This window comes from Alteromonas sp. AWM4_230, from assembly GCF_056158305.1.
On record NZ_JBSWTB010000001.1, the window covers coordinates 1 to 14734 of the forward strand.

General features: G+C 46.9%; 8 protein-coding genes, 2 tRNA genes and 3 rRNA genes. 1 reads left to right on the forward strand and 12 read right to left on the reverse strand.

Annotated features, from left to right (window positions below; all coding sequences use genetic code 11):
• Positions 1–7: 7 nt before the first annotated feature.
• The 5 genes from rrf to ACXACS_RS00025 form a co-directional block, all read right to left on the reverse strand.
• Positions 8–123 (reverse strand): 5S ribosomal RNA (rrf, locus tag ACXACS_RS00005).
• Between the two features lie 220 nt (positions 124–343).
• Positions 344–3219 (reverse strand): 23S ribosomal RNA (locus ACXACS_RS00010).
• Between the two features lie 349 nt (positions 3220–3568).
• Positions 3569–3645, reverse strand: a tRNA-Ile gene (locus ACXACS_RS00015).
• A gap of 37 nt (positions 3646–3682) precedes the next feature.
• Positions 3683–3758, reverse strand: a tRNA-Ala gene (locus ACXACS_RS00020).
• Positions 3759–3835: 77 nt separating this feature from the next.
• Positions 3836–5368 (reverse strand): 16S ribosomal RNA (locus tag ACXACS_RS00025).
• The 16S, 23S and 5S rRNA genes sit together here with 2 tRNA genes alongside, the layout of an rRNA operon.
• Before the next feature lie 519 nt (positions 5369–5887).
• On the opposite strand from ACXACS_RS00025, the gene ACXACS_RS00030 reads away from it, so the two are divergent.
• Positions 5888–7036: an iron-containing alcohol dehydrogenase gene (locus ACXACS_RS00030; protein ID WP_474802591.1), complete on the forward strand. Its 1149-nt coding sequence runs from the start codon at positions 5888–5890 to the stop codon at positions 7034–7036.
• On the opposite strand, the gene ACXACS_RS00035 is transcribed toward ACXACS_RS00030, so the two are convergent.
• The 7 genes from ACXACS_RS00035 to ACXACS_RS00065 all read right to left on the reverse strand — a co-directional run bounded on the left by ACXACS_RS00035 (position 7033) and on the right by ACXACS_RS00065 (position 14680).
• Positions 7033–7800, reverse strand: a complete 768-nt coding sequence (locus tag ACXACS_RS00035; protein WP_474802594.1) for a 3-keto-disaccharide hydrolase — start codon at positions 7798–7800, stop codon at positions 7033–7035. The two genes, ACXACS_RS00030 and ACXACS_RS00035, sit on opposite strands and share 4 nt — an antisense overlap.
• A 120-nt stretch (positions 7801–7920) precedes the next feature.
• Complete coding sequence (locus tag ACXACS_RS00040; RefSeq protein ID WP_474802597.1) at positions 7921–8538, reverse strand: gluconate 2-dehydrogenase subunit 3 family protein; 618 nt, start codon at positions 8536–8538, stop codon at positions 7921–7923.
• A complete protein-coding gene (locus ACXACS_RS00045) occupies positions 8538–10223 on the reverse strand; it encodes a GMC oxidoreductase (protein ID WP_474802600.1) in 1686 nt (561 codons plus the stop codon). The genes ACXACS_RS00040 and ACXACS_RS00045 overlap by 1 nt, the downstream gene beginning before the upstream one ends.
• 44 nt (positions 10224–10267) lie before the next feature.
• Positions 10268–11185 carry a hydroxypyruvate isomerase family protein gene (locus ACXACS_RS00050; protein ID WP_474809170.1) on the reverse strand — a complete coding sequence of 306 codons (918 nt, stop codon included), beginning with the start codon at positions 11183–11185 and terminating at the stop codon, positions 10268–10270.
• A complete protein-coding gene (locus tag ACXACS_RS00055) occupies positions 11178–12395 on the reverse strand; it encodes a nucleoside permease (protein WP_474802603.1) in 1218 nt (405 codons plus the stop codon). The genes ACXACS_RS00050 and ACXACS_RS00055 overlap by 8 nt, the downstream gene beginning before the upstream one ends.
• 26 nt (positions 12396–12421) lie before the next feature.
• The gene (locus tag ACXACS_RS00060) at positions 12422–13489 is read right to left on the reverse strand and encodes a sugar phosphate isomerase/epimerase family protein (protein ID WP_474802606.1); all 1068 of its coding nucleotides are present in this window, start codon (positions 13487–13489) and stop codon (positions 12422–12424) included.
• A 36-nt stretch (positions 13490–13525) separates the two neighbouring features.
• Positions 13526–14680 (reverse strand): Gfo/Idh/MocA family protein, encoded by a 1155-nt coding sequence (locus ACXACS_RS00065; protein ID WP_474802609.1) that lies wholly within the window; start codon positions 14678–14680, stop codon positions 13526–13528.
• Positions 14681–14734: the final 54 nt, after the last annotated feature.

Consider the following 14734-nt stretch of genomic DNA (forward strand, 5'->3'; position numbering starts at 1 on the left):
TAATGGGACCTGGCAGTGTCCTACTCTCACATGGGGAAGCCCCACACTACCATCGGCGCTAATACGTTTCACTTCTGAGTTCGGAATGGAGTCAGGTGGTACCGTATCGCTATGGCTGCCAGGAAAAACTTTTAGTGCAGAATCATGACGCTTTTTGTCATGACTTCTGCGCAAGGAGGACTAACAGTACTCTCAGGAGCATGTTTAATCATCGTTGCTTAATAACTAACAAATCGGAAAGTTTGATATTAATTCAATCAGTGAGTAACTACTTTTTACTCTTACTTGCTTACTTTAGCTTGTCTACAACACTTCCAAAAGCCTAAAGCTTTTTGGGCGTTGTATGGTTAAGCCTCTCGGGCAATTAGTACAGGTTAGCTTAACGCCTTACAACGCTTCCACACCCTGCCTATCAACGTCATCGTCTATAACAACCCTTCCAGACCTTAAAGGTCAGGGATGACTCATCTTTGGGCCGGCTTCCCGCTTAGATGCTTTCAGCGGTTATCCGTTCCGAACATAGCTACCGGGCAATGCGATTGGCATCACAACCCGAACACCAGCGGTTCGTCCACTCCGGTCCTCTCGTACTAGGAGCAGCTCCCATCAATCATCCAACGCCCACACCAGATAGGGACCGAACTGTCTCACGACGTTCTAAACCCAGCTCGCGTACCACTTTAAATGGCGAACAGCCATACCCTTGGGACCGACTTCAGCCCCAGGATGTGATGAGCCGACATCGAGGTGCCAAACACCGCCGTCGATATGAACTCTTGGGCGGTATCAGCCTGTTATCCCCGGAGTACCTTTTATCCGTTGAGCGATGGCCCTTCCATACAGAACCACCGGATCACTATGACCTACTTTCGTACCTGCTCGACGTGTCTGTCTCGCAGTTAAGCTAGCTTATGCCATTGCACTAACCTCACGATGTCCGACCGTGATTAGCTAACCTTCGTGCTCCTCCGTTACTATTTGGGAGGAGACCGCCCCAGTCAAACTACCCACCAGACACTGTCCACAACCCCGATAAGGGGCCAATGTTAGAACATCAAACATACAAGGGTGGTATTTCAAGGACGGCTCCACACAATCTAGCGACTGTGCTTCAAAGCCTCCCACCTATCCTACACATGTAGGTTCAATGTTCAGTGCCAAGCTGTAGTAAAGGTTCACGGGGTCTTTCCGTCTAGGTGCGGGTACACAGCATCTTCACTGCGATTTCAATTTCACTGAGTCTCGGGTGGAGACAGCGTGGCCATGGTTACACCATTCGTGCAGGTCGGAACTTACCCGACAAGGAATTTCGCTACCTTAGGACCGTTATAGTTACGGCCGCCGTTTACCGGGGCTTCGATCAAGAGCTTCGTCCGAGGACTAACCCCATCAATTAACCTTCCGGCACCGGGCAGGTGTCACACCCTATACGTCCTCTTACGAGTTTGCAGAGTGCTGTGTTTTTAATAAACAGTCCCAGCCACCTGGTCACTGCGGCCTCCATTTGCTTACCACGCGAAGTGTTCACAAACAGAGGCGTACCTTCTCCCGAAGTTACGGTACAATTTTGCCGAGTTCCTTCACCCGAGTTCTCTCAAGCGCCTTAGTATTCTCTACCTGACCACCTGTGTCGGTTTGGGGTACGGTTCATATAATCATAAGTTTAGAAGCTTTTCCTGGAAGCAGGGCATCAACAACTTCACTCCCTTGGGAGCTCGTCTCGTGTCTCGGCCTTGAAAACCCGGATTTACCTAAGTCTTCAGCCTACGCACTTTCACTTGGACAACCAACGCCAAGCTTGCCTAGCCTTCTCCGTCCCTCCATCACTGATTATATAAGTACGGAAATATTAATCCGTTTCCCATCGACTACGCATTTCTGCCTCGCCTTAGGGGCCGACTTACCCTGCCCTGATTAGCATGGGACAGGAAACCTTGGTCTTCCGGCGTGGGAGTTTTTCACTCCCATTATCGTTACTCATGTCAGCATTCGCACTTGTGATATGTCCAGCAAGCTTTACAACTCACCTTCATCCACTTACACAACGCTCCCCTACCCAGCATGTAAACATGCTGCCGCAGCTTCGGTATATTGCTTAGCCCCGTTACATCTTCCGCGCAGGCCGACTCGACTAGTGAGCTATTACGCTTTCTTTAAAGGGTGGCTGCTTCTAAGCCAACCTCCTAGCTGTCTATGCCTTCCCACATCGTTTCCCACTTAGCAATATTTTGGGACCTTAGCTGGCGGTCTGGGTTGTTTCCCTCTCCACGACGGACGTTAGCACCCGCCGTGTGTCTCCCGGATAGTTCTCATTGGTATTCGGAGTTTGCAAAGGGTTGGTAAGTCGGGATGACCCCCTAGCCTTAACAGTGCTCTACCCCCAATGGAATTCGTCCGAGGCTCTACCTAAATAGATTTCGGGGAGAACCAGCTATCTCCCGGTTTGATTGGCCTTTCACCCCCAGCCACAAGTCATCCCCTAACTTTTCAACGTTAGTGGGTTCGGTCCTCCAGTTGATGTTACTCAACCTTCAACCTGCTCATGGCTAGATCACCGGGTTTCGGGTCTATACCTAGCAACTAAACGCGCAGTTAACACTCGCTTTCGCTACGGCTCCGCTATTCGCTTAACCTTGCTACTAAATATAAGTCGCTGACCCATTATACAAAAGGTACGCAGTCACCCCGAAGGGCTCCCACTGCTTGTACGTATACGGTTTCAGGTTCTATTTCACTCCCCTCACAGGGGTTCTTTTCGCCTTTCCCTCACGGTACTGGTTCACTATCGGTCAGTTAGGAGTATTTAGCCTTGGAGGATGGTCCCCCCATATTCAGTCAAGATAACACGTGTCCCGACCTACTCGATTTCACTGTAAAGATTGCGTCGTGTACAGGGCTATCACCTTGTATCGCTCCTCTTCCCAAAGGATTCCACTACATTCAATACAGCTTAAGGGCTGTTCCCCGTTCGCTCGCCGCTACTAGGGGAATCTCAATTGATTTCTTTTCCTAAGGGTACTTAGATGTTTCAGTTCCCCTCGTTCGCCTCGTCACACTATGTATTCATGTAACGATACCTATAAATAGGTGGGTTTCCCCATTCGGACATCTGTGGCTCAAATGCATTTTGTCGGCTCACCACAGCTTTTCGCAGACTTACACGTCCTTCATCGCCTCTAACTGCCAAGGCATCCACCGTATACGCTTCGTCACTTAACCATACAACCCCAAACAGCCTTTTGACTTCTGTCTAAGTTATGTCGCATGAATGACAAGCTAATCGGAAGAATTGCCTTGCTATCAATAAATTGATAACAAGCAATTCAGTCAAGTAGAGTAAAAAGTTCATCTTTCGATTTCTCAGTTACTCAATTTTGATTGATTACTATTAATATCAGCTTTCCAAATTGTTAAAGAACATTCGATGTTTCCTGCAAAAGCAGTACTTTCATCTTTAGAGTAAAAAACCCTAATCAATGCTTACTGAAACAGTAAATATTCATTAGGATTTCGGGTTCAACGTGACACGTTTCTACCTTTTTTACCTTCCTTTCTTAAAGCAAGGAAATGGTAGGCTTGGGCAGACTTGAACTGCCGACCTCACCCTTATCAGGGGTGCGCTCTAACCAGCTGAGCTACAAGCCTTCAGTACTTCGCTTATGCAAGCTCAGTGTCAAGTAGATGGTGGAGCTAAGCAGGATCGAACTGCTGACCTCCTGAATGCAAATCAGGCGCTCTCCCAGCTGAGCTATAGCCCCATAAACTTGTGTCGTTCTTCATTTTAAACAAGACTATCTGTGTAGGCACTGCATCAAGGCGTCTATCGACGTAATGGTAAGGAGGTGATCCAACCCCAGGTTCCCCTAGGGTTACCTTGTTACGACTTCACCCCAGTCATGAAACACAAAGTGGTAATCGTCCTCCCGAAGGTTAGACTAACTACTTCTTTTGCATCCCACTCCCATGGTGTGACGGGCGGTGTGTACAAGGCCCGGGAACGTATTCACCGCAGTATTCTGACCTGCGATTACTAGCGATTCCGACTTCATGGAGTCGAGTTGCAGACTCCAATCCGGACTACGACATTCTTTAAGGGGTCCGCTCCACATCACTGTCTCGCTTCCCTCTGTAAATGCCATTGTAGCACGTGTGTAGCCCTACACGTAAGGGCCATGATGACTTGACGTCGTCCCCACCTTCCTCCGGTTTGTCACCGGCAGTCTCCTTAGAGTGCCCAACTTAAGGCTGGCAACTAAGGACAAGGGTTGCGCTCGTTGCGGGACTTAACCCAACATCTCACGACACGAGCTGACGACAGCCATGCAGCACCTGTGTCAGAGTTCCCGAAGGCACCAATCTATCTCTAGAAAGTTCTCTGCATGTCAAGTGTAGGTAAGGTTCTTCGCGTTGCATCGAATTAAACCACATGCTCCACCGCTTGTGCGGGCCCCCGTCAATTCATTTGAGTTTTAACCTTGCGGCCGTACTCCCCAGGCGGTCTACTTAGCGCGTTAGCTTCGCTACTCACGACTTAAAGTCACAAACAGCTAGTAGACAGCGTTTACGGTGTGGACTACCAGGGTATCTAATCCTGTTCGCTACCCACACTTTCGCACATGAGCGTCAGTCTTTGGCCAGGGAGTCGCCTTCGCCACTGATGTTCCTCCAGATATCTACGCATTTCACCGCTACACCTGGAATTCCACTCCCCTCTCCAAGACTCTAGTCTGCCAGTTCTAAATGACCATCCCAGGTTGAGCCCGGGGCTTTCACATCTAGCTTAACAAACCGCCTGCGTGCGCTTTACGCCCAGTAATTCCGATTAACGCTCGCACCCTCCGTATTACCGCGGCTGCTGGCACGGAGTTAGCCGGTGCTTCTTCTGTTGTTAACGTCACGGCTAGCAGGTATTAACTACTAACTTTTCCTCACAACTGAAAGTGCTTTACAACCCGAAGGCCTTCTTCACACACGCGGCATGGCTGCATCAGGGTTTCCCCCATTGTGCAATATTCCCCACTGCTGCCTCCCGTAGGAGTCTGGGCCGTGTCTCAGTCCCAGTGTGGCTGATCTTCCTCTCAGAACAGCTAGAGATCGTCGCCTTGGTAAGCCTTTACCTTACCAACTAGCTAATCTCACTTGGGCCTCTCTTTGCGCCGGAGCCTAAGCCCCGTTTGGTCCGTAGACATTATGCGGTATTAGCAGTCGTTTCCAACTGTTATCCCCCTCGCAAAGGCAAGTTCCCAAGCATTACTCACCCGTCCGCCACTCGTCATCTTCTAGCAAGCTAGAAATGTTACCGTTCGACTTGCATGTGTTAGGCCTGCCGCCAGCGTTCAATCTGAGCCATGATCAAACTCTTCAATTAAATATATCGAAATATGAATCGTCGTTATTTGACACTCTTAACGAGTGCCCACACAGATTGTCTTGTCTAAATTGTTAAAGAACGTTGCGACTTCGTCGCAATTCACTAGAAGCCGTTGCCTCTTAGTGACTCACCCTGTTCGAGTGAGGTGCGCATTATACGCTGGAAGTTTTCGTTGTCAACACTTTTTGAAAATTTATTTTCTGAAGCGTTTCTTCTAAACTCCCGTCTTTACTGGCCTATATAGGTAGTAGAGACTTACTTCAGGAGGGTTGCTGTTTTGCTTTTCCCCCGAAGCGGATGCGCATTTTAGGGAAATGAGCGCTCACGTCAACACTTATTTCGAAAAAAACCTTATTTTTCGATCGTTTGCACAAACAACACACAAAACGTTCATTAAAACCACGAATTCACCTCACTTTTAACCATCTATAAGGTTAGTTAAGTGGTATCCGCTGTGTTGTACTATAAATTAAATAACTCGTAGCTATTAAAAAACGCCCTTATCAGGAGCACTTTATGAAGGTTTCGGAATTTAAGACCGCGGGAAAACTCATTACTGGACTAGGTGCTATTAAAGCCCTTACTGATGAAATGAAGCGTTTAGGCATAAATAATTGCGCTGTGATAACTGATAAAGGCGTATCTTCTTCAGGGCTTCTCGACCAAATACTCACGCTCACTCCTTCTAAACCTTTACTTATTGTTGATGACATACCTCCTGAGCCTGAAGTAGATGTTATAGAAAGAAAGTTGCGCTTGCTTCGGGAAAAACAAATAGACGGAATAATCGCGCTGGGCGGAGGCAGTGCTATTGATAGCGCTAAAGTACTTGCCTCAACATATGACTATACCGGACCTCTTGTAGATCTCTTCGGTGAAAATACACTTACACAAAGAAATCTCCCCCTTATTGTTATCCCCACTACCGCTGGTACAGGTTCCGAAGTTACCAACATTGCTATATTGTCTGACCCTAAGGCCAAAATGAAAAAAGGCATTGTTAGCCACTGCTTACTACCCGATGTAGCAATTGTTGCACCTGAGATGACTAAAACGTGCCCTGCGTCCATTACAGCAGCTAGTGGAATAGACGCATTCGTTCACGCTCTTGAAGCTTATATAAGTGTAAATGCCAGCCCAATTACCGATGCGTTAGCAGAGAAAGCACTGAAGCTTATCTTTAATTCATTACTTCACGCTTATAATAATGGTGAGAACTTGTCAGCACGCGAAGATATGGCCACCGGCAGTTTAATGGCTGGCCTTGCGTTTGGAAACGCGGGCGTGGGCGCAGTACATGCACTGGCTTACCCCTTAGGCGGGCGCTTTCATTTATCACATGGCATGAGTAACGCGGTAATGCTTCCTCACGTTTTGAAAGTTAATGCGCCTTTCTGCCAAGACAAACTTTATTGCGTAGCTAAGCTACTGAAGGTATGTGAGCGTCACCATTCAAAAGAAGAAGCAGTTAAGCTGCTATTAGGTGCTATAGAAAAGCTGTGTAGGGATGTAGACATACCCGCTTCACTCACCCATTTTAATATTTCGCCAACTTGTGTAGGGGAACTAGCAGAAGAAGCGAGTAAAGTAACTCGCCTTCTTCGCAATAATCCCAAGCAATTAAGTATTGAAGAGATTGAAGATATATATCGGCTTGCGTTTTAAAGCGGTCTTATCCACATATTTTTAAAGCTTACTAAGTTACCGTGATCTTGCAATTGAAGCGGGGCACATCCGTGCGCTTTATATTTGGGTGCACCTATCCATTCTGTGGTTCCTTGGATCTCGGTATGGTTTTGAACCACTACGCCATTATGTATTACGGTAACATAGCCCTTTGTCGCTAACTCTTCCCCGTTAAAGGTAGGAGCTTTATAGATAATGTCATAGGTTTGCCACTCACCAGGGGCCTTCATAGCATTGACTAACGGGATAGTTTGCTTATATACACTTGCTGCCTGACCATTGGGATAGGTCTTATTCTGATATGAGTCTAATACCTGAATCTCGTACCTTTGCTGAAGGAAGATACCGCTGTTATTACGCTGCTGTCCTTCCATACCGGCTTCTGGCTGAGGCGCTTTCCACTCTACGTGCAGTTGTACATCACAAAACGCTTCGTTCGTTTTAATATCGCCCGTGCCTGGTTTTACGGTAAGTACACCTTCTTGAAGCGTCCATTTAGCCTCACCTTCTTTTACCGAACTCCAATTTGATAAGTCATTGCCAATTAAAATAGTGGCATCAGAAGGCGCGCCATTTTCATCGAAAGAAACAACTTCCGGAACCGGCTCCCAAACTTCTGTTTTGGCTGCCTGCTGTTCACGAGTTAGGCGTGACTCGCTTTTCTCTGTATCTGCTTTTGTTGTTGCGCACGCAGTAAGCGGCATAAGTAGCGCCACTGTAGAGGCAAGAAGAGTCTTATTCATTGTGTTAGTACCTTTTCTAATCTGTTTCATCACTATGTAGCGATTGGCTTTTTTGTTTTTGCTTTATTCACTAAGCTTTATATATCAAGCTCTTGTCTATCAAGCCTTTGTATACCTGGCTTACGTGGCCCACGCTTTGTCGCCCTTCTTATAAGGAAATGCTCCGTCGTAACGCCCAGGAATAGCTACATATCGAAGTACTTTGGTAGCACCAACTTGTGACGTGAAAAAGCAATAAAGTGTCAGTTGCTTTAATAAGGTGAAGTAGTGAGGGGTTGGCTCATCGGTACCAGGCTCCCATTGACTTGGTTTGCCTGTTTCAACGCCTTGATAAACGCCGTTAGAAAGATTCGCCGCTTTTGCTTCCACATCCAAATCGTTAAAGAAAGTTTCTCGCTCTTGCTTGGTAAGCTGGATAAATGGCTTATTGAAGCGACTTTTACTTAATGAAGATATTTTCTTTATGCCATCGACAAACGTTTTTTGAAGTAAGGGTGTGTAGCAATCGGTTACCAGCACAGCCATTGTTGCACCAACGTTTGCAGCTTTTGCTCCGGGCGTATCTGTTTGGGGGATGATTACCTCCCCCATCTCATTGAGTAGAGCCACGTCTTTTTCATTTAATAATGTGTCACTTAGCGGTACCGCAGGAATATCTTTGTAGGCAAACACATTTCCTGCAAATAACGCCGTACCCGTGGCTGTCGCGATAAGTTTAAGTAGTTCTCTGCGTTCCATTAAAGATTTCCTCGCTTTAACTCTTCCACGGCAAATTCAGCAGCTCTTGCCGTTAGCGCCATATAGGTTAGCGACGGGTTAACACAACTGCCTGATGTCATTGCTGCACCATCTGTAACAAAGACGTTAGGTGCGTCCCATACTTGGTTGTGCGCATTTAACACAGACGTTTTTGGATCTCTGCCCATACGCGCTGTACCCATTTCGTGAATACCCATGCCAGGAGCATAGTCGGCATCCCAACCTTGAACATTCTTAAGCCCAGCTGCTTCGAACATATCAACGGCGTCTTGCTGCATATCTTTACGCATCTTGAGTTCGTTTTCTTTGATCTCAACGTCCATGGCAAGTACTGGCAAGCCCCACTTATCGGTGACTTTTTTGTTCAGGTACACTTTATTTTCGTGGTACGGAAGAATTTCACCGAAAGCTGTCATCCCGATGGTCCAAGGACCCGGCTCGGTGATCGCATCTTTTAGTCCTGCTCCTATACCAAGTTCGGCAATGTCTTTGCGCCAGCCCGAACGACTTGCGCTGCCTTGATAGCCGAATCCACGTAGATAGTCACGCTTATCACTACCCCAATTTCTAAACCTTGGCACATAGAAACCGCTTGGTCTGCGTCCGTAAGTATATTTATCCTCAAAGCCTTCTACTTCTGCCGATGCTCCTACTCTAAAGTGGTGGTCCATAACGTTGTGGCCTAGCTCGCCACTACTGCTTCCCAATCCACCGTCCCACACATCCGTGGCAGAATTCATTAGTACCCATGCCGAGTTCAAAGCTGACGCATTAACGAAAACGATTTTACTTTTAAATACATAAGTCTCGTTGGTTTCTGCATCGATAATTTCAACGCCAGTGGCGCGCTTTTTGTCTTTTTCGAACAAGATCTCTTTTACAATCGAGAAAGGACGAAGGGTTAAGTTACCTGTTTTAACAGCCGCCGGAAGCGTAGATGCTTGCGTACTAAAGTAGCCACCAAACGGACATCCCAACCAACACTTATTGCGGTACTGACAATGAACACGTCCTTCTTCAGGTTTGCTTTGTGTCATGTTAGATGTTCGACCGTGTACTAAATGGCGCGAGCCTTCGTAAGCTTTTTTAACCCGTGCAGCGACACTTTCCTCTACAATATTCATTGGCATCGGCGGCTGGTAAATACCATCAGGCAACACATCTAAACCATCTCGGTTGCCGCTGATACCTGCGAATTTTTCTACATAGTCATACCAGGGTGCTAAGTCTTCGTAGCGAATAGGCCAGTCAACCGCTATACCTTCTTTAGCATTGGCTTCAAAATCTTCTTTGTTTAAACGGTAGCTTTGGCGCCCCCATAACAATGAGCGCCCGCCTACATGGTAGCCTCTGTACCAGTCAAAGCGCTTGTCTTCGGTATAAGGATTTTCTTTTTCATTTGCCCACATACCGTAGGTTTTTTCATTAAGTGGGTAGTCGCGTTTGAGCACCGGATAATCTACTTTCATCGCCTGTGTAGGTAAGTCGCGATGTGGATAATCCCAATCTTCTTTATGCGCATTCTTGTAGTCTTTTATATGTTCAATATTTTGACCACGCTCTAGCATAAGCACTTTTAAGCCTTTCTCGGTAAGCTCTTTCGCAGCCAAACCACCACTGATACCAGACCCAATGACTATTGCATCGTATTCGTTACTCGCCATAACACGTCCTTAAAACTTCATTCGTCGCTGTGCCTGTTCGCACGTTATACATCGCAGATTTGAATCGCTTGGTGTAGCGACGCTATTCTGCTGGCTTTGCTTTTCGGTGTAGGTATAAACTCTTGTGCTAGATAGCCTTTGAATCCGGTCTGAACAATGGCTTTAGCAATGGCTTCATAATTAAGTTCTTGTGAAGCATCTATTTCGTGACGTCCAGGAACGCCGGCCGTGTGATAATGACCAAAGTACTGATGGTTATCGCGAATAGTTCGGATGATATCCCCTTCATTAATTTGCATGTGGTAGATATCGTAAAGCAGCGAGAAGTGCTGCGAGCCAAGACGTTTGCAAAGTTCTATGCCCCACGCAGAGTTGTCGGCCATGTAATCAGGGTGATCGACTTTGCTGTTGAATAGCTCCATGAAGATCACCACATTGCGTTTTTCAGCGTGAGGTAAAATTCGCTGTAATCCTTTGACGGCAGTTTCAAGCCCGTCTTCCGACGACATTCCTCTGGCATTGCCGCTAAAACAAATAAGGTTGGTGTAACCTGCATCGGCGACTAAATCGATGTGCTTTAAATAGCGTGCTTCTAGTTCATCGTGTAATTCAGCATGAATAAAGCCATCTTCAAGGCTAATTTCAGCGCCATTACACATAGAAGAGTCGATGCCATATTGCTTTAGTACAGGCCAATCTTCAGGGCCAACCAAGTCAATTGCTCCAAACCCTAATTGCTTAACAGTTTTGCACAACTCTTCAATGCTTAAATCGCCGTAAGTCCATCGACTTACCGAGTGATTCACATTGCCTCTAAGCGGTGTATTCATGACATTACGACCTTTACCTGCTTTGGTTGACTCGCCTACCGCTAAACTAGAGGCGGTTAATCCTACTCCAGCTATTCCTACCCCAGTCACTGCCATGCTTTGAAGTAACTTTCTGCGGGCATTGTTATGCATCGGCATTAACCTTCTCCTTTCTAAATAGAATGGCAAAGAGTACTAACACCACCGCGGCAAACCCTGCTGGGAATAACCAAACCTGCTGCCAACTATGGGCACCTGTTTCCAACGTATAGGTATCAGTAATTGCGCCTGCTACAGCAAACCCCACCAGCATACCTACGCCGTACGTAGCCAAGGTAATTAGCCCTTGCGCGGCACTTTTTACATGTTCTCCCGCTTTTGCATTGGTATAGATTTGGCCTGATACAAAGAAGAAGTCGTAGCAAATACCGTGCAGTGCAATACCGATAATAAGCATGAATAAACTTTCGTCAGCGTTCCCAAATGCGAACAACGCATAGCGAATTACCCAAGCAGCCATACCAATTACTAAGGTGGCTTTAATGCCAAAGCGATTCAAAAATACCGGTAGAGCCAACATAAACAGTACTTCAGATACTTGGCCCAACGTCATTTTTCCTGTGGCGTTTTCAACGCCTATTTCAGTAAGGAATGGATTCGCATTCTGGTAGTAAAACGCCAGTGGAATACAAATAAGTACCGATGAGAGAAAGAATACAAAGAAGTTTTTGTCTTTTAACAGTGCCAACGCGTCTAAGCCAAGAATGTCGCGTATAGTTACCGTTTTACCGCTAGATTGAGGTGGCGTGTTTGGTAGTGTAAAACTGAACACACCTAAAATTAACGAGGCAATGCTACATAATAAGAAGGTGTTTTTGAGCATACCATCGGCAATAGATTGGGCAGAATCCCATGAGAATACATAGCTAATCATAAGACCTGCCACAATCCAGCCGATAGTGCCCCACACACGAACTTTTCCGAACTCTTTCGACGGGTCGACCATTTGCCCGAATGACACCGAGTTGACCAGTGCCAGCGTAGGCATATAGGCAATCATGTACGCCAACACATAAGGGTAGAAGCTGGCAAAATCATTCGCTTGGTACATACAATACATAAGTACGGCGCCAATGAGGTGTAAGAAACCGAGGATCTTTTCTGCATTAAAGAATCGGTCGGCAATAAGCCCCACAATGAAGGGGGCAATAATGGCGCCCCAACTTTGGGTTGAGAAAGCCATACCGATTTGCCCGCCATTAGCAGCCAAGGTATTCGACAAATACGTACCTAATGTTACAAACCAGCCTCCCCAAATGAAGAACTGGAGGAACATCATCAAACTCAGGCGTAGGGTTATCATAGTTATTGTTATCCTGTTGATGGCGCTTAGCGCTCAAGCCCTAAAATACGATTATTCTTCGCTTCACTCACATCACCACCCGCAAAATCGTCAAAAGCGTATTTGCTTGGCTCAATAATATGTGAAGCAATGAAAGGCGCGCCTTCTGCAGCACCTTGCGCACTGTCTTTTAAGCAGCATTCCCACTCAAGTACTGCCCAGCCGGTGAAGCCGTACTGGGTAAGCTTGCTAAAAATTCCTTTGAAGTCGACCTGGCCGTCGCCAAGGGAACGAAAACGGCCAGCTCGTTCTTGCCAGTCTTGATAGCCGCCGTACACACCGTTTCTACCGTTCGGATTGAACTCGGCGTCTTTAACGTGAAACATTTTGATCCGGCTGTGGTAGCGGTCGATGAAGTCGAGGTAGTCAAGCTGCTGCAAAACAAAGTGGCTTGGGTCAAAAAGAATATTTGCCCGAGGGTGGTTATCTACCGCACTTAAAAACTGCTCGAACGACGCACCATCGTGCAGGTCTTCACCAGGGTGGATTTCATAACACACGTCTACGCCCGCATCATCGAATGCATCAAGTATGGGCTTCCAACGCTTAGCGAGTTCAGCAAAGCCTTGCTCAACCAAGCCAGCTGGACGCTGAGGCCAGGGGTAAACCAAGTGCCACATTAATGCACCTGAAAACGTAGCGTGGGCTTTTAACCCCAAACGTTTACTAGCGATAGCCGCACATTTCAGCTGGTTGATTGCCCACTCGGTTCGCTCTTGTGGCTTGCCGTGTAAGTGCGCCGGTGCAAAATTATCGAATAACTCGTCGTAAGCAGGGTGTACAGCAACTAACTGACCTTGTAAGTGCGTAGAAAGCTCGGTTATTTCCACGCCAGCGTCTTTACAAGTTTGCGCTATATTGTCGCAGTACTCTTGGCTTTCAGCCGCTTTCTCTAAATCGAAAAGACTAGAATCGGTAGGAACTTGTATTCCCTTATAGCCAAGCGACGCTGCCCACTTCGCCATATTTTCGAGCGTATCGAAAGGCGCTTCTTTTCCCATAAACTGGGCAAGGAAGATTGCGGGCCCTTTTATAGGTTGTTGGTTAGTAGCCATAAGCGATCACCTTTTTCATATTAAGTTGTAGTTGCATTATTGCGTTCCTTCCTGACTAACCGACTCCCATTTAGTGTCACTGTCAGTACTAGCTAGCATGGCGTCGATAAATACCATTCCGCGTAAGCCTGAATTTATTCCAGGAACGCCGTCAGCTTTGCCTTTTCGATTAGCGCGCACTGCTTTGGCAAAGTCGGTATACAAATTTGCCATGGCTTCTAAGTAACCCTCTGGATGACCAGCTGGAACACGACAACGTTCAGATGCCTCATCACATAGACCAACTTGACCTTGGCCCGCTCTAAACACTTGATAAGGGGCATCAACCGGGCGATAGATGACAGAGTTTGGCTCCATTTGGCGCCACTCCAGACCACCTTTGTCACCATATACACGGATCTTCAATGCGTTTTCCTCCCCGGCACATACCTGTGAAGCAATCAACACACCCGAAGCGCCCTTTCTAGTTTTGATAAGCGCAGCACCGTCATCGTCCAATCGACGTCCTTCAACATGCGTGTTCAACTCGCCAGATAGCGAAGTAACACTGTCGTTTAATACAAACTCAACCAGACCAAAGGCATGAGTACCTATGTCTCCCATTGCACCTGTTGCCCCAGAAATTGCTGGGTCGGTGCGCCACTGCGCTTGCTTATTGTGCGTTTCTTCTTCGCCAGACAACCAGCCTTGGGGATACTCAACATACACTTTTCGAATGTTGCCCAGCTTACCGCTTTCAATAAGATGACGAGCTTGCCAAACCATAGGATAACCAAGGTAGGTATGAGCCAAGCCATATAGCGATTCATTTGCGTGAATAACATCTTGCAGCTCTTTTACTTCAGCAAAGCTAACGCCAGCTGGTTTTTCACAGAAGACATGAAAGCCCGCTTTAATTGCGGCAATTGAAATGGGTACATGAAGATGATTAGGTGTGACGATTACTACCACCTGCATGCGCTCTTGCTCAGGCAACTTAGCTTCTTCGTCAAGCATTGCCTGCCAACTACTATATGCGCGAGTTAACGGCACGTTTAACGATGCGGCAGTGCGTGAGTTATTGTCTTCATTTCGGCTAAATGCGCCACACACCAACTGGTAGTTCCCATCTAACCCTGCGGCATGGCGATGTACGGCACCGATAAATGCACCTTCACCGCCGCCGATCATTCCCATTCGTATTGGTTGCATCGAAATTCCTCTTTGTGCAATTGCACTATTGGTGTAGCTAATGCGATAAAATGT

Bases quoted from the DNA above. Each gene is read 5' to 3' on its own strand.
- ACXACS_RS00050 (WP_474809170.1), bottom strand. From the start codon at position 11,185: ATGCATAACAATGCCCGCAGAAAGTTACTTCAAAGCATGGCAGTGACT.
- ACXACS_RS00030 (WP_474802591.1), top strand. From the start codon at position 5,888: ATGAAGGTTTCGGAATTTAAGACCGCGGGAAAACTCATTACTGGACTA.
- ACXACS_RS00040 (WP_474802597.1), bottom strand. From the start codon at position 8,538: ATGGAACGCAGAGAACTACTTAAACTTATCGCGACAGCCACGGGTACG.
- ACXACS_RS00065 (WP_474802609.1), bottom strand. From the start codon at position 14,680: ATGCAACCAATACGAATGGGAATGATCGGCGGCGGTGAAGGTGCATTT.
- ACXACS_RS00045 (WP_474802600.1), bottom strand. From the start codon at position 10,223: ATGGCGAGTAACGAATACGATGCAATAGTCATTGGGTCTGGTATCAGT.
- ACXACS_RS00035 (WP_474802594.1), bottom strand. From the start codon at position 7,800: ATGAATAAGACTCTTCTTGCCTCTACAGTGGCGCTACTTATGCCGCTT.
- ACXACS_RS00060 (WP_474802606.1), bottom strand. From the start codon at position 13,489: ATGGCTACTAACCAACAACCTATAAAAGGGCCCGCAATCTTCCTTGCC.
- ACXACS_RS00055 (WP_474802603.1), bottom strand. From the start codon at position 12,395: ATGATAACCCTACGCCTGAGTTTGATGATGTTCCTCCAGTTCTTCATT.